27 protein-coding genes and 1 tRNA gene are annotated in these 19,996 nt (G+C 68.9%); 14 read left to right on the top strand and 14 right to left on the bottom strand.

Annotated elements, in window-relative coordinates:
- The first annotated feature begins 180 nt into the window (after positions 1-180).
- The 4 genes from ACFDTH_RS12580 to ACFDTH_RS12565 all read left to right on the top strand — a co-directional run bounded on the left by ACFDTH_RS12580 (position 181) and on the right by ACFDTH_RS12565 (position 2,889).
- Positions 181-426, top strand: coding sequence for a plasmid stabilization protein (locus tag ACFDTH_RS12580; protein WP_179220953.1), 246 nt, complete (start codon positions 181-183; stop codon positions 424-426).
- Positions 423-845: a type II toxin-antitoxin system VapC family toxin gene (locus ACFDTH_RS12575; RefSeq protein ID WP_375287878.1), complete on the top strand. Its 423-nt coding sequence runs from the start codon at positions 423-425 to the stop codon at positions 843-845. The genes ACFDTH_RS12580 and ACFDTH_RS12575 overlap by 4 nt, the downstream gene beginning before the upstream one ends.
- Positions 846-927: 82 nt before the next feature.
- A complete protein-coding gene (locus ACFDTH_RS12570; RefSeq protein WP_375287877.1) occupies positions 928-1,173 on the top strand; it encodes a hypothetical protein in 246 nt (81 codons plus the stop codon).
- An 18-nt stretch (positions 1,174-1,191) separates the two neighbouring features.
- Entirely contained in the window at positions 1,192-2,889 is a 1,698-nt protein-coding gene (locus ACFDTH_RS12565; protein WP_375287881.1) for a recombinase family protein, read from the top strand.
- On the opposite strand, the gene ACFDTH_RS12560 is transcribed toward ACFDTH_RS12565, so the two are convergent.
- From ACFDTH_RS12560 to ACFDTH_RS12540, 5 genes are all read right to left on the bottom strand, one after another.
- Positions 2,848-2,924, bottom strand: a tRNA-Arg gene (locus ACFDTH_RS12560). The two genes, ACFDTH_RS12565 and ACFDTH_RS12560, sit on opposite strands and share 42 nt — an antisense overlap.
- A 40-nt stretch (positions 2,925-2,964) precedes the next feature.
- A complete protein-coding gene (locus ACFDTH_RS12555; protein ID WP_375287876.1) occupies positions 2,965-3,390 on the bottom strand; it encodes a DUF1178 family protein in 426 nt (141 codons plus the stop codon).
- Entirely contained in the window at positions 3,387-4,208 is an 822-nt protein-coding gene (locus ACFDTH_RS12550; protein ID WP_375287875.1) for a carbon-nitrogen hydrolase family protein, read from the bottom strand. The genes ACFDTH_RS12555 and ACFDTH_RS12550 overlap by 4 nt, the downstream gene beginning before the upstream one ends.
- Entirely contained in the window at positions 4,205-4,462 is a 258-nt protein-coding gene (gene grxC, locus ACFDTH_RS12545; protein ID WP_375287874.1) for a glutaredoxin 3, read from the bottom strand. The genes ACFDTH_RS12550 and grxC overlap by 4 nt, the downstream gene beginning before the upstream one ends.
- Positions 4,463-4,493: 31 nt before the next feature.
- A complete protein-coding gene (locus ACFDTH_RS12540) occupies positions 4,494-5,225 on the bottom strand; it encodes a ComF family protein (protein ID WP_375287873.1) in 732 nt (243 codons plus the stop codon).
- A 42-nt stretch (positions 5,226-5,267) separates the two neighbouring features.
- Here ACFDTH_RS12540 and ACFDTH_RS12535 point away from each other — a divergent pair, with 42 nt between their 5' ends.
- Complete coding sequence (locus ACFDTH_RS12535; RefSeq protein WP_375287872.1) at positions 5,268-6,098, top strand: methyltransferase domain-containing protein; 831 nt, start codon at positions 5,268-5,270, stop codon at positions 6,096-6,098.
- Positions 6,099-6,281: 183 nt separating this feature from the next.
- On the opposite strand, the gene ACFDTH_RS12530 is transcribed toward ACFDTH_RS12535, so the two are convergent.
- Together ACFDTH_RS12530 and ACFDTH_RS12525 are read right to left on the bottom strand one after the other, a co-directional pair.
- The gene (locus ACFDTH_RS12530) at positions 6,282-7,073 is read right to left on the bottom strand and encodes an enoyl-CoA hydratase/isomerase family protein (RefSeq protein WP_375287870.1); all 792 of its coding nucleotides are present in this window, start codon (positions 7,071-7,073) and stop codon (positions 6,282-6,284) included.
- A complete protein-coding gene (locus ACFDTH_RS12525; protein ID WP_375287869.1) occupies positions 7,070-8,068 on the bottom strand; it encodes an NAD(P)H-dependent flavin oxidoreductase in 999 nt (332 codons plus the stop codon). Before ACFDTH_RS12525 ends, ACFDTH_RS12530 begins: the two co-directional genes overlap by 4 nt.
- Before the next feature lie 103 nt (positions 8,069-8,171).
- Here ACFDTH_RS12525 and ACFDTH_RS12520 point away from each other — a divergent pair, with 103 nt between their 5' ends.
- The gene (locus tag ACFDTH_RS12520) at positions 8,172-8,960 is read left to right on the top strand and encodes a tryptophan 2,3-dioxygenase (RefSeq protein WP_375287868.1); all 789 of its coding nucleotides are present in this window, start codon (positions 8,172-8,174) and stop codon (positions 8,958-8,960) included.
- Between the two features lie 66 nt (positions 8,961-9,026).
- Here the strand turns inward: ACFDTH_RS12520 and ACFDTH_RS12515 are convergent, their stop codons facing one another.
- Positions 9,027-9,536, bottom strand: coding sequence for a DUF3833 family protein (locus tag ACFDTH_RS12515; RefSeq protein WP_375287867.1), 510 nt, complete (start codon positions 9,534-9,536; stop codon positions 9,027-9,029).
- 24 nt (positions 9,537-9,560) lie between these two features.
- Entirely contained in the window at positions 9,561-9,929 is a 369-nt protein-coding gene (locus ACFDTH_RS12510; protein ID WP_375287866.1) for a hypothetical protein, read from the bottom strand.
- A gap of 62 nt (positions 9,930-9,991) precedes the next feature.
- Between ACFDTH_RS12510 and ACFDTH_RS12505 the strand changes: the two genes are divergently transcribed.
- Positions 9,992-10,486: a hypothetical protein gene (locus ACFDTH_RS12505; RefSeq protein WP_375287865.1), complete on the top strand. Its 495-nt coding sequence runs from the start codon at positions 9,992-9,994 to the stop codon at positions 10,484-10,486.
- Positions 10,487-10,579: 93 nt separating this feature from the next.
- Here ACFDTH_RS12505 and ACFDTH_RS12500 read toward each other — a convergent pair whose 3' ends face one another.
- Complete coding sequence (locus tag ACFDTH_RS12500) at positions 10,580-12,661, bottom strand: prolyl oligopeptidase family protein (RefSeq protein ID WP_375287864.1); 2,082 nt, start codon at positions 12,659-12,661, stop codon at positions 10,580-10,582.
- A gap of 84 nt (positions 12,662-12,745) precedes the next feature.
- Between ACFDTH_RS12500 and ACFDTH_RS12495 the strand changes: the two genes are divergently transcribed.
- Positions 12,746-14,140, top strand: a complete 1,395-nt coding sequence (locus ACFDTH_RS12495; RefSeq protein ID WP_375287863.1) for an MFS transporter — start codon at positions 12,746-12,748, stop codon at positions 14,138-14,140.
- 57 nt (positions 14,141-14,197) lie between these two features.
- Positions 14,198-15,019: an alpha/beta fold hydrolase gene (locus tag ACFDTH_RS12490; RefSeq protein ID WP_375287862.1), complete on the top strand. Its 822-nt coding sequence runs from the start codon at positions 14,198-14,200 to the stop codon at positions 15,017-15,019.
- Positions 15,020-15,175: 156 nt separating this feature from the next.
- Here the strand turns inward: ACFDTH_RS12490 and ACFDTH_RS12485 are convergent, their stop codons facing one another.
- Positions 15,176-15,511: a septum formation initiator family protein gene (locus ACFDTH_RS12485; RefSeq protein ID WP_375287861.1), complete on the bottom strand. Its 336-nt coding sequence runs from the start codon at positions 15,509-15,511 to the stop codon at positions 15,176-15,178.
- A 41-nt stretch (positions 15,512-15,552) separates the two neighbouring features.
- Positions 15,553-16,833 (bottom strand): phosphopyruvate hydratase, encoded by a 1,281-nt coding sequence (gene eno, locus ACFDTH_RS12480; protein ID WP_375287860.1) that lies wholly within the window; start codon positions 16,831-16,833, stop codon positions 15,553-15,555.
- Positions 16,834-16,948: 115 nt separating this feature from the next.
- On the opposite strand from eno, the gene ACFDTH_RS12475 reads away from it, so the two are divergent.
- The 5 genes from ACFDTH_RS12475 to ACFDTH_RS12455 are packed head-to-tail and all read left to right on the top strand — an operon-like array spanning position 16,949 to position 18,882.
- Positions 16,949-17,530, top strand: a complete 582-nt coding sequence (locus tag ACFDTH_RS12475) for a hypothetical protein (RefSeq protein WP_375287859.1) — start codon at positions 16,949-16,951, stop codon at positions 17,528-17,530.
- Between the two features lie 4 nt (positions 17,531-17,534).
- A complete protein-coding gene (locus ACFDTH_RS12470) occupies positions 17,535-17,867 on the top strand; it encodes a phage holin family protein (RefSeq protein ID WP_375287857.1) in 333 nt (110 codons plus the stop codon).
- The gene (locus ACFDTH_RS12465) at positions 17,864-18,181 is read left to right on the top strand and encodes a hypothetical protein (RefSeq protein WP_375287855.1); all 318 of its coding nucleotides are present in this window, start codon (positions 17,864-17,866) and stop codon (positions 18,179-18,181) included. The genes ACFDTH_RS12470 and ACFDTH_RS12465 overlap by 4 nt, the downstream gene beginning before the upstream one ends.
- Entirely contained in the window at positions 18,178-18,612 is a 435-nt protein-coding gene (locus ACFDTH_RS12460) for a hypothetical protein (protein WP_375287854.1), read from the top strand. The genes ACFDTH_RS12465 and ACFDTH_RS12460 overlap by 4 nt, the downstream gene beginning before the upstream one ends.
- Before the next feature lie 42 nt (positions 18,613-18,654).
- Complete coding sequence (locus ACFDTH_RS12455; protein ID WP_375287853.1) at positions 18,655-18,882, top strand: DUF4170 domain-containing protein; 228 nt, start codon at positions 18,655-18,657, stop codon at positions 18,880-18,882.
- 168 nt (positions 18,883-19,050) lie between these two features.
- Here the strand turns inward: ACFDTH_RS12455 and ACFDTH_RS12450 are convergent, their stop codons facing one another.
- Together ACFDTH_RS12450 and ACFDTH_RS12445 are read right to left on the bottom strand one after the other, a co-directional pair.
- A complete protein-coding gene (locus ACFDTH_RS12450) occupies positions 19,051-19,806 on the bottom strand; it encodes an APH(3') family aminoglycoside O-phosphotransferase (RefSeq protein ID WP_375287880.1) in 756 nt (251 codons plus the stop codon).
- Positions 19,807-19,832: 26 nt separating this feature from the next.
- Positions 19,833-19,996, bottom strand: a 164-nt coding sequence (locus ACFDTH_RS12445) for a GreA/GreB family elongation factor (RefSeq protein WP_375287879.1), incomplete at its 5' end; no start/stop codon positions are given.

Genomic DNA, 19,996 nt, shown 5'->3' with positions numbered 1-19,996 from the left:
GGGGAGGCGCTGGGGCGTCCTCGAAAGAGGCGTCTCGCGCCCACCCTACCGAGACCCGCCAGGGGCTCGGTCGAAGTGCAGCGGAGATAGAGCGGCGGTCCCGCAGGGAGGCGCCAACCCTTGCCTTGCTTTTTCCGGCGTCATCGACTAATATGAAGTCATTGACTTATGGAGGCGCACATGGCGGTCATGACGATCCGAAACATCGACGATGCGATCAAAAATCGTCTTCGTCTGCGTGCGGCGATGCACGGGCGGTCGATGGAAGACGAGGCCCGCGACATCCTGCGTTCGGCACTCTCGACCGAAATCCCGCGACCTCGCAATTTGGGCCAGGCCATCCATGAACGCTTCGGCGCCTTGGGCGGCGTCGATCTGCCCGACCTTCCCCGTGAGCCGATCCGGGCGGTGGACTTCGGCGAATGATCGTCCTCGACACCAATGTCATTTCCGAGCTGATGCGGCGTGAGCCTGACCCGAGGGTCATGGCGTGGATCGCCGAGCAGCCGATGGCGGGCGTCTTCACGACGACGCTGACGCAGGCGGAAATCTTCTACGGTCTGGCGCTGCTTCCCGAGGGACGCCGTCGCGATGACCTGCTGGCGGCCGCGCGTCCTATGTTCGAGGTCGATTTCGCGGGCCGCGTGCTGCCGTTCGATACCGACGCGGCACTTGTCTATCCTGAGATTGCCGCCGGGCGGAAACAGGGCGGCAAGCCGATCAGCCAAATCGACGCGCAGATTGCCGCGATCGTGCGCTCGCGCGGCGCGCGGCTGGCGACTCGCAACGTCCGCGACTTCACCGGGTGCGGGATCACAGTCGTCGATCCCTGGGGCGAAGCATGACGCCCGCCGCCGTGCGCCCCTATCTGCGCTTCGCCCCGCGAGAGGCTTTGCGTGGGATGCGGTCAGGCGGCAGCCTGCCGCTATGGCCCTTCCTCGCAAGCTCCGCCGCCGCACGCCTCGCCGCTGGGCCGAATGCCCGGATGACTTGCATGACTACACCAACCGCGTCGCGCCGCGCCGGGCTTCGCGCCGGCCGCGCGAAGATGATGGGCCAATCGTCGTCACCGACGACTGGCCGGAGCAAGTACCGATCGGCGACGCCGAGTTGCGCGCGATCGAAGGCCATATGCGGCACGAGCTGGACAAGCTGTTCGGACCGCTGCCGTGAAGTGAGGAGTGAAGCGTCATGACCAGCGCCGCCTTGCAGCGAAATGAGGATGAGGCGCCGGTCGTAGCGACCGCCCGCGCTGCGCTCTACCTGCGGGTCTCGACCGGCCGACAGGCGGAGAGCGACCTATCGATTCCCGATCAGCGCCGCCAGATCGAAGGCTATTGCCTGTCGCGCGGCTGGGAGGTCGCGGCGGAGTTTGTCGAGCCGGGGAACACCGCGACCGACGATCGCCGACCTGCCTTCCAGGCCATGATCGATGCGGCGATGACCAAGCCGTCGCCGTTCAATGTGATCCTCGTCCATAGCTTCTCGCGGTTCTTTCGCGACCAGTTCCAGTTCGAGTTCTACGTCCGCAAGCTGGCGAAGAATGGCGTGCGGCTGATCTCGATCACGCAGGACTTGGGCGATGATCCGATGAGCGTGATGATGCGCCAGATCATGACGCTGTTCGACGAGTATCAGTCGAAGGAGAACGGCAAGCACACGCTGCGAGCCATGAAGGAGAATGCCCGGCAAGGCTTCTGGAACGGCGCGCGTGCGCCGATCGGCTATCGCGTGGTTGCGGCAGGGGAGCGCGGCGCGAAGATCAAGAAGAAGCTGGAAATCGACCCGATCCAGGCCGAGACGGTGCGGCGCATCTACCGCATGGCATTGAACGGCGTCGATAACAAAGGGCCGATGGGCCTCAAGTCGATCGCCGCCTGGCTCAACGAGAACAACATCCGCACCCGCGACGGCGGGCGCTGGGGCTTGGGCGCGGTGCATCAGGTGCTCACCCGCACGACCTATATCGGGCAGCACCGCTTCAACACGCGCGATCACAAGACGAAGACGCCGAAGCCCGAGAGCGAGCACGCCGTCATGGAAGTGCCGGCGATCGTCTCGGAAGCGGAGTTCGAGGCCGTGCAACGCTCGCTCAAGGCGCGCAGCCCCAAGATGATGGCGCCGATGGCGGTGGGCGGCCCGACGCTGCTCACCGGCATCTGCTTCTGCGCATGCTGCGGCGGAGCGATGACGCTGCGCACCGGCACCAGCAGCGTCGGCCGCGAATATCGCTACTATACGTGCTCGACCAAGGCGCGGCAGGGTGCGACCGGCTGTCCGGGCATCACCGTGCCGATGGACCGGCTCAATGAGGCCGTGGTCGATCATCTCGAAGCGCGGCTGCTCGACCCGGCGCGTCTCGAAGCTCTGATGGATCAGATCCTCGAACGCCGCGACGAGTGGGTGAACCAGCGCCGCGAGCATGTCGCCGATCTTGAGCGGCGCGCGACCGAGGCGGAAGCGAAGCTCAAGCGTCTCTATGATGCGATCGAGAACGGCGTCATCGACGTGAGCGACCCGTCGCTCAAGGATCGCATCGCCGAGCTGACCGCGACGCGCGACCAGGCCAAGGGCGACTCCGAGCGAGCCTTGGCGCATATCGTGAAGATCGGCCCGGCAATCACGCCCGAGAGCCTGCGCGCCTTCGCGGCTGCCCTGAAAAAGAAGCTGCGGAACGGCGACGGGACGTTCGCCCGCGATCGGGTTCGCGCGGTTGCGCAGCGGGTGGAAGTCGTGAGCCGGAAAGAGGTCCGCATCCGCGGGCTGCGGAGCGAATTGCTCCGAACGCTAACCGCCGCCTCTGGCGTAGAGGCGGCGGTGCTAGGCGTTCGTGCCTTTGAACCGAAATGGCGCCCCCGGCGAGATTCGAACTCACGACCTGCGGTTTAGGAAACCGTCGCTCTATCCTGCTGAGCTACGGGGGCGCGCGGCGGAGCGCTACGCGCGGGGCTGAGTCGGGTCAACTCAGTGCGTGCTTTCCGGCGGAGCGACCGGCAGCGGCAGGGGGGCAACGGGAACGCCGTCGTCGATCAGCGCCTTGGCCTCCGCCGGCGTCGCCTGGCCGTGGATCGTCTCCCCCGTGCGCTCGCCGGCGTGGATGGCGCGCGCTTCCTCGGCGAAGCGGCGGCCGACCCAGCGCGAGTTCTTGAGCGCCTCCCCCTGCGCGGCGGCGAGTGCGCGGAGCATCGCCTTGGCTTCAACGGGCGAGACGTCTCCCCTGCGCTCGCCGCTGCCGACCCGCGGCGCCATGACCGCCTTGCCGACCTCGCTGGAGCCGCAGACCGGGCAGTCGACCAGCCCGCGCGCGACCTGGTCGTCATAATCGCCCGACGAGCCGAACCATGCCTCGAAGACGTGGCCGGTGCCGCAACGCAGGTCGAAGACGATCACGATGCCTCGACCGGCGGGATGGCGCGGCGGTGCGCGATCACGGGAACACGCGCGCGGGCGGCGGTAACGGCATCGTCGGGCAGGTCGACGAAAGCGAGGGCCGCCGCTTCGCCCATATCGAGCAGCACCTCGCCCCATGGGCCGATCGCCAGCGAATGGCCGAAGGTGGTGCGGCCGTCCTGATGCTCGCCGGTCTGGGCGGCGGCGATCACGAAGGCGGCGTTCTCGATCGCACGGGCACGGAGCAGGACATGCCAGTGTGCCGCGCCGGTCGGGCGGGTGAAGGCGGCGGGGACGCTAAGGATCGTCGCACCGGCATCGCTCAGCGCCTGGAACAACCCGGGGAAGCGCAGGTCGTAGCAGATGGCGAGACCGAGGCGACCGAGCGGCGTATCCACCACCACCGCACGCTCGCCGGGGGCGTATGCGGCGGATTCGCGCCACGACTCGCCGGTGGGGAGATCAACGTCGAACAGGTGGAGCTTGTCGTAGCTGGCGCGGATCGCCGCCGTCCCGTCGATCACGAAGCCGCGATTGACGTAGCGGCCATCCGGGCGGCGCAGTGCGAGCGAGCCGAGATGGACCCAAAGGCCTGCCTTCGCCGCCGCCTCTCGCACCGCCGCGAGAACCCGATCCTCCTCCTCCGTCACGATCGCGGCATCGGCACGCCTGCGATCCCGGTCCAGCAGGCCCGACATCTCGGGCGTGAACAGCATCGCCGCGCCGCCGGCCGCAGCCTCCGCGATCGCATCGGTCAGCACGCGTGCATTGGCGGCGGGATCAATCCCGCTCGTCATCTGCAACAGCGCCGCCTTCATGCGGCGAGCAGCGGGTCCAGTCCGCCCTGCGCGTCGAGCGCGGCGAGATCGTCCGAGCCGCCGATGTGGCGACCGTCGATGAACACCTGCGGCACGGTGGTGCGGCCGTTGGCGCGCTGGATCATCTCCTGCCGCTGCGGCCCGCCCATGGTGATGTCATACTCGACCGGCTCGACGCCCTTGCCGGCGAGGAGGCGCATCGCGCGGCTGCAATAAGGGCAGAACGCCTTGGTGTAGATCTCGACCTTAGCCATTGGGGGGAGGTGTGGTCACGGGGCAGGCTTGTCAATCGTCCGCGTCATCGAGCACGCGCGCCCAGACCAGTATGGAGACCTTGGCCGCGCCTGCCCTGAGCAGCACGCGCGTGCACGCATCCGTGGTGGCGCCGCTGGTGTGGACATCGTCGACCAGAACGACGTGTCGGCCCTTGAGCGCAGCCTTCCGATCGGGCGCCACCGTGAACACGCCAGCGACGGCCTTCGCCCGCTCGCGCCGGCCGAGCCCGCGCAGCATCGGCGTCGCGCGCGGGCGGAGCAGCGCGGCGCGCTCGACCGGAATGCCGGAAGCCCTGGCAAGCGCCTCGGCGATCAGCAGCGACTGGTTGAACCCGCGCGACCAGATCCGCCAGCGGTGCAGCGGCACGGGCACGAGCAGGTCGGCGCCCGGCGGCATGCGGCGAAGCATCAGCCGCGCCATCGACTCCGCCAGCCCGATCCGCCGCCCGTGCTTCAAGCGCAGCACCAGATCGCGCGCGACCTCGCCATAGGCGACCGCAGCGTGGATGCCGGCATGGCGCGGCGGGGTGGCGAGGCATTCGCCGCAACGCGCGCCCGCCCCGCGATCGAACGCGAACGGCACGCCGCAGGCGGCACAGCAGGGAGTGCCGAGGAACCGCAGCGAGCGCCAGCACGCCGGGCAAAAGGCATGCGGCTGCCCCACCACGCCGCCGCAGCCCCCGCAGCGCGGCGGCAGCGCCAGCGCGAAGGCCGCTCCGATCGCCTGCCCCGCCCACCCCATGCGGCTGTTGTCGCGGGCGATTGCGGCGGGCACAAGGGCGCGATGCAGCCCATCTTCAGCCGCACGCGCCGCCGCCGGCAGCGCGACCGCATCGCGCCCGGCTTCGGCGACCATGATTTCCTCCGCGCGGCGATGGTGGATGGGCTGGCCGAGCGGCTGGCGAGCGTGAAGCGCAGCTTCGCCGATGCGCTTGACCTCGGCTGTTTCGACGGCAGCTTCCCTTTTCCGCCCGGCACCCGCGCGGCGCGAGTGGACGCGGGGCACCGCTTCGCCAACATGGCGGGCGGGGTGCAGGCGGACGAGGACGCGCTGCCCTTCGCGGACGCAAGCTTCGACCTGGTGGTCTCGGCGGGCGTGCTCGACACGGTGGACGACCTGCCCGGCGCGCTGGCGCTGGCACGGCGCGCGCTGCGACCCGACGGACTGTTCCTGGCGGCGTTCCTCGGCGCGGGATCGCTGGCCACGCTCCGCGCGATCCTGCGCGAGGCGGAAGGCGAGCGCCCGGCGGCGCGGCTCCACCCGCAGATCGAGGTGCGCGCCGCGGGCGACCTTCTCGTCCGCGCCGGCTTCGCGCTGCCCGTGGCGGACGGCGAGCCGCTGAGCGTGCGCTACGCCAGCTTCGCGCGGCTGCTCAGCGACGTGCGCGGCAGCGGATCGGGCAACCTGCTCGCCGAGGTGGCGCCGCTGTCGCGCGAGACGCTGGCACGGTTGGCGGCGGCGTTCGAGGCGCGCAGGGATGCGGACGGGCGGGTGACCGAGCGGTTCGAGATCGTCACGCTCACCGGCTGGGCGCCGGATGCCTCGCAGCCGCAGCCCGCGCGGCGGGGGAGTGCGACGGCGTCGCTGGCGGCGGCATTGCGGGTACCTGAATAGGCCACATCCATTCGCCCTGAGCGAAGTCGAAGCCTGTCCTGAGCGCCTGCTGGGCAGGCAGTCGAAGGGGGCAAGCGCTGCGCCCGCTCATGTGCTTCCACTGGCGCAATGCGTCAGCCTGTCCTGAGCGGCTGGCTCGCCAGCCAGCCGAAGGGCTCAGCACGAACGGAGGTGGGAGGAATTCTACCGCCCCTTGAACGCTGCCGGCCTTTTCTCCAGGAACGAGGCCATCCCCTCCCGGAAATCCTCCGTCCGGAACAGCGGCAGCAGCTGGAGGTAGACGTGCTGGACATGCGTGTCGAAGCGCTCGTCCAGCCCCATGCGCATCATCCGCTTGGAGGCCTGCACCGCCAGCGGCGCATTCGCGGCGATATCGCGCGCCATCGCCGCCGCCCGCGCGGGCAGCTCGGCGGCGGGCACCACCGCATTGGCGAGGCCCAGCTCCAGGCATTCCGCCGCGCCGAGCGTCCGCCCCGTGAAGATGATCTCCGCCGCCTTGGCCCAGCCGAGCAGCCGCGGCAGCAGCCAGGTGCCGCCCGATTCGGGCACGATGCCGCGCTTGACGAAGGCGGGCGCCATCTTCGCCTCCTCCGCCATCAAGCGGATGTCGCAGCCGATCGCGAGGTCCATGCCATAGCCCGCGGCCGAGCCATTGAGCGCGCAGATCACCGGCGTGTCCATCGCGTGGAGCACGGTGGGCGGGGTGTCGCGCAGGTCGATGGTGGCGCTCATCGCCGCGCCGCTCGACCCGATCCCCTCGCCGGACGTGGCGGCGTTGAGGTCCAGCCCCGCGCAGAACGCGCGTCCCGTACCCGTGAGCACCACGCAGCGCACCTCCGGGTCGCGGTCCGCCTGCACCAGCAGCGCGGCGAGGCTGTCGAGCATCGGCCCGGAGATGGTGTTCATCCGCTCGGGACGGTTGAGGGTCAGCGTCGCGACGCCGCACTCCACCGCATAGAGCACGTCCTCGCTCACTCCGCCGCCTCGGCGTAGCGCGACACCATCGCCTGGAGCCGGCCCTCGATGATCTCCTCCGCCTCGGCGACGATGCGGTCGACCAGTTCCTTCACCGTCGGCACGTCGTGGATCAGGCCCTGCACCATGCCGGCGGACCAGATGCCGTCCTCGGTATCGCCGCGCTCCATCGCCGATCGGCCCCGCGCGCCGGCGACGAGGTGCTGGACGTCCTTGAACTCCGCCCCGCCCGCGCGTTCGATCTGCACCACTTCCTGGCTGACCTTGTTCTTCATGACGCGTGCGGTGTTGTGCAGCGTGCGGAAGATCAGGTCGGTCTGGCGCTCGTCGTTGGCCACCATCTGCTGCTTGAAGCTGTCGGGGATCTGCGCCTCCTGCGTCACGCAGAAGCGGGTGCCCATGTTCACCCCGTCCGCGCCGAGCGCCAGCGCCGCGACCAGCCCGCGGCCGTCCGCGAAGCCGCCGCTGGCCAGCATCGGCACCTTCACCTTGTTCGCCGCCGCAGGAATCAGGATCAGCCCGGGAATGTCGTCCTCGCCCGGATGGCCCGCGCATTCGAAGCCGTCGATCGAGATCGCGTCCACCCCCATCCGCTCGGCAGAGAGCGCGTGGCGGACCGCGGTGCATTTGTGGATTACCTTGATGCCATGCGCCTTGAAGTCGTCGACATGCTCCTGCGGCTTGTAGCCGGCAGTCTCGACCACCTTGATCCCGCCCTCGGTGATCGCGCGGCGATATTCGGCATAGGGCGGCGGGGTGATCGTCGGCAGGATGGTGAGGTTGACGCCGAACGGCTTGTCGGTGAGGTCCTTGGTCCGCTGGATCTCCTTGGCCAGGTCCTCGGGGGTCGGCTGGGTAAGTGCGGTGACGAAGCCCAATGCACCGGCATTGGCGACCGCGGCGACCAGCTGCGCCTTGCCGACCCATTGCATGCCGCCCTGCGCGATCGGATACTCGACCCCGAACGCCTCGGTGAAACGCGTCTTCAGCATCATCCTCTCCCCGCTGCCGCTCGGATGCGGCTGTCCGTAACTCCTGTTATGCTCGAATCGGCTCCGCACGCAAGCGCGGGCTGACGAAAGGTGCTAGCCGGGCGGCATGTCGACGATCACCTATCGCAGCTACCTGCGCCTGCCCGAGCTGCTCGCGCTTCAGACGCCGCTCAGCGATACGCATGACGAGCTGCTGTTCGTCACCATCCATCAGGCCAGCGAACTGTGGATGAAATTGTGCCTGCACGAGCTGGTCGCCGCGCGAGACGCGATCGCCGCCGACGATCTCGCCCCCGCGCTCAAGATGATGGCGCGGGTCAGCCGCATCCAGGCGCAGCTGATCCAGAGCTGGGAGGTGCTCGCCACCATGACCCCCGCGGACTATCGCCGGATGCGCGCGTCGCTCGGCTCCAGCTCGGGCTTCCAGTCGGACCAGTACCGCCGGCTGGAATTCCTGCTCGGCAACCGCAACCCGGCGATGGTGGCGCAGTTCGGCGACGAACCCGAGGTCGCGAACACGCTGGAGGCGGAACTCGCGCGGCCCAGCCTGTACGACGAGGCGCTGCGCCTGCTCGCCCGCCACGGCCTGGCGGTGCCGGCGGACCGGCTGGAGCGCGACTGGGCGCAGGTGGCGCCGCCCTCTCCCGGCGTCGAAGCGGCATGGGCGGCGGTCTATGCCGAGCCGGAACGCTATTGGGACCTGTACGAACTGGCCGAGAAATTGGTCGATCTGGAATATCATTTCCAGCTCTGGCGCTTCGGCCATCTCAAGACGGTGGAGCGCGTGATCGGCTTCAAGCGCGGTACCGGCGGGACGGCGGGCGTGCCGTACCTCGCGAGGGTGGTGGAGCAGCGTTTCTTCCCGGAGCTGCTGGACGTGCGCACGGCGTTGTAGATCTCCGTGCGCAAACGTCATTGCGAGCGCAGCGAAGCAATGACGGGTAAAGCGGCGCCCCTGCGCTCACACGCGCCGGAACGTCAGCTCCATCCGCGACACGTCCATGTCCAGCTCCATGGTCAGCGTCCGGCTCTCGACGCTGCCGTCGGGGCGCAGGTACAGCCACTGGCGCACAGTGAGGCCGGGATCGATCTTGTAGCGGACCGCCAGCGTGTTGCCGCGGACCTGCATGATCACCGGCTTGTCCGATCCGGTGAGCGTGCCGATCCAGCGGCCGGGCTTCACCTGCCGGAGCGTCCAGGTGCGCAGCTCGGGCGCCTCGCCCGCGACCAGGATGCGCTGGGTGAGCATCAGCCGGTCCTCGGCGGCACGGCCGGTCGATTCGATCACCACCTGCTTGGGACGGCTGAGCACGCGGTGGAGCGTGCCGGTCGCCTGGGTGCGGCCGACGAAGAAGGCGACGGGATCGAACACCGGCGCCGGCGCCGCCAGCGTCTTGCGGCCGAGTTCGGGAACGCATCCGGAGAGCGAGGCCGCGGCCACCGCCGCGATCGCCAGTGCCAGCCTTTTCACTCCCCCACCCCCGTCACGCGCGTGTCAGATCGCCATCAAAGTCTCGCCCTCATAGCGGGCGTCGGCGGCGTCGAACAGCGGGCTCGGCTCGAAGCGGCGCGCGGTGATCCGCAGGGGATTGAGTCCGGCGAGCTTGAACGCACCCACCTTGGGCTCGCGCGGCGGCTTGCCGTCGCGCTCGATGGTGAGCGCATCGACGTAGAGCTCGCCATGACGCGTGTAGAGGATGTGCGGGGCCAGCACGACCTCGCCGCGGTTGTAGCTGGCGGCAACCGCCATGCGCTTCACGATCGCTTCCAGGATCACCGGCGCGGCGCCGGGCGCCGGCTGTGCGAGGACGCGATCTTCCTCGGTGTTGAGCTTCATCATCTCATCATGGCCGGTCTGCTGCATCGCAGCAAGAACCGATTCGGCAACTCAGCGGTTCCGCATCGGGACATGCCGGAGCGACAGTGATGAGCGAGACCGCCGAAAAGACCGATCCCAAGCTCTGGGAGGAGGTGAAGGACGAGGTGACCGCCGGGTCCAAGGGCGGCAAGAAGGGTCAATGGTCCGCGCGCAAGGCGCAGATGGCGGTCGCCGAATACAAGAAGCGCGGCGGCGGCTACAAAGGCGAGAAGGACGAAGACAACTCGCTCCACCAATGGACCGAGGAGGATTGGGGCACCAAATCCGGCAAGGAGAGCGGCGACACCGGCGAGCGCTACCTGCCCAGGAAGGCGCGCGAGGCGCTGTCGGACGAGGAATACAAGCGCACCACCGCAAAGAAGCGCGCGGACACCCGAAAGGGCAAGCAGCACTCCGCGCAGCCCAAGAACGTGGCGGACAAGACCCGCAAGTACCGCGACCACCGCACCAAGGCGGAGCTCTACGCCGAGGCGAAGAAGCGCGACGTGCCCGGCCGGTCGAAGATGAACAAGGATCAGCTGGCGAAGGCGCTGGCGGGGTGAGGCAATCCCATACCCGTTCGTGCTGAGCGAAGTCGAAGCACAAGCCCCAACGTGGGGCCTTCGACTTCGCTCAGGCTGAACGGAGGTTGCCCCCTACTTTCCGTCCACCAGCTTCTGCGTGAAATACACCGCCTGCAACGCCTGCAACCGCGCCCCCTGCGCGATGTCGGCATCGCCCGAATGGCCGCCCGCCGTATCCTCGTAGAACAGGTACGGCAGCCCGTATTCCTTCATCCGCGCCGCGAACTTGCGCGCCTGCTGCGGGCCGACACGGTCGTCCTTGGTGGTGGTCCAGATATAGGGTTCGGGATAGGCGACGCCGCGGTTCAGGTTCGCATAGGGCGAGATCCTGGCCAGGAACGCGCGCTCGGCGGGCACCGAGGCGCTGCCATATTCGTCCACCCAGGAGGCGCCCGCGGCCATCTGCTCGTAGCGGAGCATGTCGAGCAGCGGCACCGCGATCGTCACCGCGCCCCAGAGCTCGGGATGCTGGGTCATTTCCACGCCCATCAGCAGGCCGCCGTTGGAGCCGCCGAAGATGCCGAGCTTCTTGGCGCTGGTGATCTTCCGCGCGAACAGGTCGCGCGCGACGCCGGCGAAATCGTCGTAGATGATCTGCCGCTTGGTCTTGCGCCCCGCCTCGTGCCACTTGGGCCCGAACTCGCCGCCGCCGCGGATGTTGGCGAGCACGAAGGCGCCGCCGCGCTCCAGCCACAGCTTGCCGGTCACGCCCGAATAATAGGGCGTGCGCGACACCTGGAAGCCGCCATAGGCGGTCATCAGCGTCGGTGTGGTCCCGTCGAGCGGCGCATCCTTCCGGTGGACGACGAAATACGGAATCTTGGTGCCGTCGCTCGACGCCGCCTCGAACTGTTCGACGACGAGCCCGGTGGCGTCGAAGCGCGCCGGGCTGGTCTTGACGGTCGCGGGCGCCGCCTCCTTCGACAGGTCCACCGCGAGCAGCCGCGTCGGCGTCGTGAAGCCGGTCACCGCGACATAGCCGCGCCCGTCCTCCTCGCTGAAGCTGACCAGCTCGGTGGAGAGATTGTCGGGCAGCGCCAGCGTGCGCGCCGTCCAGCCGCCCGCGCCCGGCGTGAAGGCCATCACCCGCCCGCGGACATTGTCGTACACCGCCGCGACCACCGCTCCATGCGTCACCGCCACGCCGCGCTCGACCGACTGGCGCGGGCCGGGCGCGAAGATCAGCTCGGGCTTGGCATCCGTCGCGCTTGCGGTGGCGAGCGGCACCGCGATCAGCGCGCCTTCCGGCATGCCGCGCCACGCCTCGCTGGTGCGCACCACCAGCCGTCCGTCGATCAGCCCCGCAATGTCGGATTTGGCAGGCAGTGGCAGCGGTTTCAGCCCCTGCGGCGTCCACAGCGCATATTCGCTCTCAAAGAACGTCCTGGCGGTTGACACCACCACTGCACGATTGCCCTTGCCGTCGAGCAGCACCGCGCCGCCGGTGCCGATATCGTCGGGCGTGCCGCGGTGGATCTCCTCCGCCTGCGCCAGCGGCTGGCCGCGCTTCACCAGCTTGACCACGAACGGATAGGTGGACTTGGTGAGCGTGCCCGGCCCCCAGTCACGCGACACGATCAGCGTGTCGGCGTCGATCCAGTCCACCTCCTGCTTGGAGGTGGGCAGCACAAAACCGTCAGTGACAAAGCGGCCCGCCTCCAGATCGAACTCGCGAAGAGTGGTGGCATCCTCACCGCCCTCGGACAGCGCAACCAGACAGCGCCGCTCGTCGGGCTTGAGGCAGGTGACGCCTTTCCACACCCACTTCTTGCCTTCCGCCTTCGACAGCGCGTCGAGGTCGATCAGCGTGGTCCATTGCGGGTTCTCGGAGGCGTAGCTCTCGGCGGTGGTCCGGCGCCAGATGCCTTGCGGGTGCGCCTCGTCGCGCCACAGGTTGGTCACCTTGCCGCCGATCAGTTCGGGCATCGGGATGCGGTCCTGCGCGGACGCGATGGCGAAGGCCTCGGCGTAGAAGGTCTTGTAGCGGGGATCGTTTTGGAGGCGCGGCAGCGTGCGGGCATTCTCCGCCTCCACCCAGGCCAGCGCCTTGGCGCCGTCCTTGTCCTCCAACCAGATGTAGGGATCGTCTGTCATCGGCGCCGATTGCGCGAGGAGCGGCGCGGCGACAAGGGCGAGCGGCAGGAAGCGAAGCATGTGTGTCGTGTGGCAGCGCGTCCCGGCGCACGCAATCCGCTGCGACGCTTTGACATTCGGGCGCCACGGGTGTCCCAGACCCGGATGACCGACGGCCTCCCCACCCCGCGCCGCTACCAGGCGGTGGCGGCGCTCTCCTTCGGATCGGCGCTGGTGATCATCGATGGCGGCGTCGCCAATGTCGCGCTTCCCACCATCGCCCGCGACCTCCGTGTCGCCCAGAGCTCGGTGGTGTCGATCGTCACCATCTACCAGGTGACCCTGGTGATGCTGCTCCTTCCCCTGGCTGGCCTGGGCGAGCGGATCGGCCTCAAGCGCACCTATCAATGGGGCCAGCTGCTGTTCGCCGGCGCGACCTTGCTGTGCTTTTTCGCGCGCAGCCTACCCTTCCTGTTGATCGTTCGCGCGGTGCAGGCGATCGGCGCGGCGGGCGTGCTCAGCGTCGCCTCGGCGCTGATCCGCCAGACCTATCCGGCAAGGCAGCTCGGCCGCGGCCTCGGCATCAACTCGGTGGTGGTGTCCAGCTCCGCCGCAATCGCGCCGACGATCGGCGGATTGGTGCTGGCGGTGGCGCCGTGGCCCTGGGTGTTCGCCAGCGCCCTGCCCTTTGCGGCGTTCAGCCTGCTGCTCGGCCGCGCCTTGCCCGATCCCAGGCCGCGGGTGGAAAACTTCGACCTGCTCGGCGCGCTGATGTGCGCCGCGATGTTCGGGCTGGTGATCGGCGGGCTCGAAAGCATGGTCCATGGCGACAGCCCGGTGGTGTCCGCCGCGATCGTCGCCGCGGGTGTGGCGGTCGGCGTCTATTTCACCCGGCGGGAGCTCGGCGCGGCGGCGCCGATCCTGCCGGTGGACCTGCTCGCCCGGCCGGTGCTCGCGCTGTCCGCCTTCGGCGGCCTCGTTGCGTTCACCGCCTCCATGACATTGCTCGTCTCCATGCCCTTCCGCCTCGCGTCGGCGGGCTGGTCGACCGCGGAGATCGGCGCGGCGATCGCGCCCTGGCCGGTGACCAACATGGTGGTGGCGCCGCTCGCCGGCTTCCTGTCGGATCGGATCCCGGCGGGGCTGCTCGGGGGAATCGGTATGGCGGTGTCGATCACCGCGCTACTGTTGATCGCGTTCATGCCGGCGGACCCGAGCTGGTTCGACGTTGCCTGGAGGATGGCGCTGTGCGGCTCGGGCTTTGGCACCTTCCTGCCGCCCAACGCACGGCTGATCGTCGGCTCCGCACCCAAGGCGCGCGCGGCGGCGGCGGGCGGGCTGGTCTCCACCGTGCGCCTCACTGGGCAGACGATCGGCGCCACCCTGGTGGCGGCGCTGCTGGCGTTCGGCGTGGGTGACGGCCGGGTGCCGCCTTTGGTCGCCGCCGGCCTCGCGCTGGTCGCTGGCCTGTGCAGCGTCGCGCGCCTGCGCCCCTCGATCCGCGAGCCTTCGCTCACCGAGACGCGCGACGAGGTGCCGGTGCTGCGTCAATCGCGTTAGCGGAACGGGCGCGCAGGCCGGCCGTTGACCGGCCGCACCCTAAAGCAGGACGCTCCCATGCCCTATATCAAGACGCGCGACGGCACCGATCTCTACGTCAAGGACTGGGGCTCCGGCCGTCCCGTCGTGCTCATCCACGGCTGGCCGCTCTCGTCGGACAGCTGGGACGAGACCGCGATGGCGCTCGCCAACGCCGGCTTCCGCACCATCGCCTATGACCGGCGCGGATTCGGCCGTTCGGGGCAGCCGTGGAGCGGCTATGACTATGACACGTTGTCGGACGACCTTGCCGACGTGATCGAGGCGACCGGCGCGCAGGACGCGACCCTGGTCGGCTTCTCGATGGGCGGCGGCGAGGTGGCGCGCTACATGAGCCGGCACGGTGGCAAGGGCGTCGTCGCGGCGGCCTTGGTGTCGTCGGTCGTGCCCTACATGCTGAAGACCGACGACAACCCCGACGGCGTGCCCGCGTCCGCGCTGGCCGAGATCGGTGAGGGGATCCTCAAGGATCGGCCGGGCTTCTTCCAGAACTTCTTCAAGCAATTCTACGGCGTCGGCTATGTTACCTCGCCGGTGAGCGACGGCCGGCTCGACTGGGCATGGCAGGTCGCCATGCAGGCGGGCCTGAAGCCGATCCTCGCCTGCGCCGAATCCTTCGGCCACACCGATTTCCGTCCGGACCTTCCCGCCTTTCGCGTGCCCACCCTGGTGGTTCACGGCACCGGCGACGAAACCGTGCCGATCGACGCAACCGGCCGCGCCGCCGCCAAGGGTATCGCGGGATCGCAGCTGGTGGAATATGACGGCGAGCCGCACGGGCTGACCGTTACGGCGAACGAGCGGCTCAACGCTGACCTGCTGACGTTTTTGGGGCGGTAGGCGGAAACCGTGTAACGCCCTTCTGAACCGTTCGTGCTGAGCGAAGTCGAAGCACTTGGCAGGCGAAGCGCTTGCCCCCTTCGACTGCCTGCCAAGGCAGGCGCTCAGGTCAGGCCTCGACTGCGCTCAGGGCGAACGGATGTTGCCGAATTCCGCCTACTTCAGCGGAACGATCACTTCATCCGGGTGCGCAACGTTGAGGTCGCGCCGCACCAATTCGTCCACGAGGTCCGGATTGGCATGCCGCGGGTCGAGCAGCGCCACACGGTTGCGCAGCATCTCGCGCTTGGCGTCCAGCGCGGCATAATCTCGCTCGCGCTTCACCAGCTGCCGCTTGTAGTCGCCGTACGCGAGCGCGCCGTTGGTGCCCATCACCGCATAGACGCCGAAGAACGCCATCACCGCGATCGCCGCCGCCGGCCCCGCCGCGCGGCGGAGCAGCGGCAGGAACACGGCGGCTTTCGAAGCCTTTGGCTTGACCTTGCGAGGCATTTCCGACTCATCGCGCAACGACTCGCCCGAATCAAGATGAATCAACGGGTTCGAAGCACGTCCTGTCCGGCGTAATAGCTCACGTCGCCCAGTTCCTCCTCGATGCGGATCAGCTGGTTGTACTTGGCGAGCCGGTCCGACCGCGCGAGGCTGCCCGTCTTGATCTGCCCGCAGTTGGTGGCGACAGCGAGGTCGGCGATGGTGGCGTCCTCGGTCTCGCCCGAACGGTGCGACATCACCGCGGTATAGCCGGCGCGGCCTGCCACCGCGATCGCGTCCAGCGTCTCGCTCAGCGTGCCGATCTGGTTGACCTTGACCAGCAGCGAGTTGGCGAGCCCCTTGTCGATGCCCATCACCAGCCGCTCGGGATTGGTGACGAACAGGTCGTCGCCGACCAGCTGCACGCGGTCGCCGATCGCGTCGGTCAGCGCCTTCCAGCCCTCGAAGTCGTCCTCGGCCATGCCGTCCTCGATCGACAGGATCGGGTAGCGGCCGGCGAGATCGGCCAGATATTGCGCCATCGCCTGCGGCTCCAGCGACAGGCCCTCACCACTGATCTCATACTTGCCGTTCTTGAAGAACTCGGTCGCGGCGCAGTCGAGGGCCAGCATCACGTCCTCACCCGGCCGGTACCCCGCCCGCTCGATCGAGGCCATGATGAAGTCCAGCGCGTCGGTGGTGCTGGCGAGGTTCGGGGCGAAGCCGCCCTCGTCGCCCACCGCGGTGGCGAGGCCCTTCTCCGAAAGACCCTTCTTCAGCGTGTGGAAGATCTCGGAGCCGCAGCGCACCGCTTCGGCCAGGCTGTCCACGCCGACCGGCATGATCATGAATTCCTGGAAGTCGATCGGGTTGTCGGCATGCTCGCCGCCGTTGATGATGTTCATCATTGGCACCGGCAGCACGTGCGCGTTGACGCCGCCAATGTAGCGGTAGAGCGGCAGCCCGCGCGCGTCCGCGGCCGCCTTGGCGGCGGCGAGGCTGACACCCAGGATCGCGTTGGCGCCCAGCCGCCCCTTGTTCTCCGTCCCGTCGAGCTCGATCATCGCAAGGTCGATGTCGCGCTGGTCCTCGGCATCCATGCCGACCACCAGCTCGGCCAGCTCTTCGTTCACCGCCTCGACAGCGTCGTCGACGCCCTTACCGAGCCAGCGATCCTTGTCGCCATCGCGCCGCTCCACCGCCTCGTGTGCGCCGGTGGAGGCTCCCGAGGGCACCGCGGCGCGGCCGAAGCTGCCGTCTTCCAGCAGCACGTCCACCTCCACGGTGGGATTGCCGCGGCTGTCGAGGATGCGGCGGCCATGCACGTCGATGATTGCGGTCACGTAACGATCCTCTACCTGTTGGCGTCGGCGCGGCTCTACCGACTCGCGCGGATGGAGCAAACCCCATGGAACCGCCGCGCCCACGCCGGGGTTGAGGGGCGAAACGGAGGCACCCATGTCCGATACCGATCGATCCACCGATTCCGCGGCCCACGCGGGCAGCCCGCAGCCGATGACCGGGGCGGACACCACCCCCGCGAGCACGGGTTTCGAACCGGCCGCTCCGCTCAAGGGCGCCACGGTCGGCGCCGGCGCCGCGGCCGAGGCGGGGACCGACACCGCCGGTACGCAGACCACGAACGGCGACAAGGGCGAGCCGGTCGACCTCAAACAGACGCTCAAGGACAAGGCGGGCGAGTTCCGCGGCCAGGCGACCGAGAAGGCGCGCAGCCTTGCCGAGGACGGCAAGTCCCGTGCGACCGGCGCACTGGGTGAGTTGTCGAAGATGCTCAGCGACGCGGCCGGACAGGTCGACGACAAGATCGGCGCGCAATACGGCCAGTATGCCCGCGACGCGGCCGAGCGCGTTCAGGGCTTCTCCTCAACCATCGACGAGAAGAGCCTGGACGAGCTGCTCGATATGGGCCGCGACCTCGTCCGCAAGAGCCCGGCGATAGCGATCGGCGTCGCCGCAGCGCTCGGCTTCGTCGTCGCCCGGCTGCTGACCGCTGGTCTCGACAACCGCGACGCGGCCTGAGCCGATGGCAGGGGAGGCCAGCGATGACAGTATTGGCGAGCTGTTCACCAGGCTCGCGCATGACGCAAAGGATGCTGCCCAGGCGGAAGTCGCCCTCGTCCGGGCTCGCGCGACATCGCTACTTACTCGCTACAAGGGGGCTGCGATCTTCTTTGGGGCCGCAGGCGTGCTGTCGCTGGCGGCACTGGTGGCCCTGCTGGTGGGATTGATCATGACGCTGACGCCGACGACCGGACCGGGGATCGCGACGTTGATCGTGGTCGGCGTAGTCCTGCTCCTCGCCGGCATCCTTGCGATGGTTGGCCGATCGAAGCTGCGCGCGGAGCCGGTGGCATGACCGCGCCCAGCGTCACCGCCGCCGAAGCGCATGCCGCCGAGACCCGGCAGCGGCTGATGGGCACCGTGGCGACGATCCAGGAGCGGCTTCAGCCAAGGAACGTGCTCAGCGACGTGACCGAGACGGTGTCCAACGGCAGCCGGCGCGCGCTCGCCACCACGGTTGAGGCCGCCGAACGCAAGCCGATGGTGGCGGTGGGCGCAGCGGCGCTGGTGGTCGCGATCCTCGCCCGCCATCGCCTGGTCGATCTCTTCCGCCGCAAGCCCAAGCCCAAGACTTCGCTTGAAACGATCTACACGAAGGACGCATCATGACCGACGCGCACACCACGCCCCCGGGCGAGCCCCATCAGGAAACCCTGAGCGACAAGGCCGCGCATGCCTATGAGACTACGCGCGACAAGGCCTATGACGCCGCGCGCACCACTGCCGAAACGCTGGAAGGCAATCCGCTCGGCATGCTGGTGGGCGGCATCGCGCTGGGCGCGCTGGTCGCCGCGGTGCTGCCGCGCAGCCAGCGCGAACGCGATCTGCTCGCGCCCGCCGGCCGCCGCCTCGCCGCCGCGCTGACCGCCGCCATCGCCGCCGCGAAGGAGGCCGGGCGCGGCGAGCTGGAGCAGCTCAACCTCACGCCCGATGCGGCCAAGGAGAAGGCGCGCTCGCTGCTCGACGGGCTCGGCAAGGCGGCCAGCACCGCGGGCAGCGCCGCAGCCAAGGCGGGCCGCGAGCACGTTTCCGCCGGCTAAGACCCTTCCGATGTCGCGGCCACCACGGTAGAGGCGCAGCCCATGAGCAAGCTCCACCTCGTCTTCGGCGGCCGCGTCGCCGATCCGCGCACCCTCGACTTCACCGACCTAAAGTCGATCGACATCGTCGGCGTCTTTCCGGACTATGCCAGCGCCGAAAAGGCCTGGCGCGGCGCCGCGCAGCGCACCGTGGACGACGCCGAGATGAAATATGTGGTGGTGCATCTACACCGCCTGCTCGAACCGGACCTGATCGGGCCGGCGGGCTGAGCGGATCACCGGGCTCTCACACCCTCCGTTCGGTCCGAGTGAAGTCGAGAAGCGCTGACCAGGTGTCTCAACTGGCGCGACACGCCAGCCTGTCCTGAGCGACTGCCGCAGGCAGGCAGTCGAAGGGCTCGACACGAGCGGGGTGCGGTAGTCTGCGCGATCGCGGACCTAGAAGAGTTCGTCCAGACAGCGGTGGAGGGCGAGCCGGTCCGCATCCGGCTGCCGTAGCCCGATCGCGTCCAGGAATCGCTGCTGCATCGCCGGCCCATGCTCGGCTAGGTTCTGCCAGAAGATCGCGATGTCCTGGTACGGATCGGCTACGCCGAGGCGTCCGACATCGATGCACCCGGTCACGGTCATTCCCTCGTCAAGGATCAGGTTCCCGAGCGAGAAATCGCCGTGCGTCACGCACGTGGCTTTCGCTATGGGTGCCAGTCGCTCCACCTCGGCCAGCACGTCGCCCGCGCTCCAGCCCTCATGGTCGGGATCGAAGTCGTCCTCGTCGACCAGCCCCTCCCGGACCTGCCGCCGCGCATCGGCGATGCGCACCGCCGCGTCGGCACGGAACGGACATTCGGCAGGATCGAGCGCGTGCAGCTGGACCAGGAAGCTCGCGAACGCGTCGATGATCCGGGGCAACAACGCCGGGTCGCGCTCGAGCCAGGCGTCGCCGGATCTGCCCGGTAACGCCGCGGTGAGCAGCCATGCCTGCGCGTCCTGCGTCACGAAGGACAGCGGGCGCGCGGCGGGCATGCGGCCCTGCAGCCACCACAGCCGGTGCGCCTCGTCCGCAATCGCCTGCGCAACCGCGTGCTCGCCCCATTTCAGGTACAGGTCGCCGCCGCCCACCAGCCGATAGACGGCGCCGCCGGATTCGCCGGCGGCGTCGCGGCGCCACGCCCGTTCCCCGATCAGCGCCGCCAGCGGAGCCGGCAGCGGAACGGGCGGGCTCAGATGAACTCGATCTTCGAGACGACGTAGTAACGGTCCCCCGCCGGAACCGACACCTCGACCTCGTCCTCGACGCTGCGGCCGATCAACGCGCGGCCCAGCGGCGAGTTGTAGCTGATCCGCCCGGTCTTGGCGTCCGCTTCGGTCTGGCCGACGATCTGGT

The sequence above is a fragment of the Sphingomonas sp. genome (assembly GCF_042096255.1).
Taxonomy (GTDB): Bacteria; Pseudomonadota; Alphaproteobacteria; order Sphingomonadales; family Sphingomonadaceae; genus Sphingomonas.
Note: the sequence above shows the minus strand (reverse complement) of the source record. Positions and strands in the feature narration are given on the sequence as shown.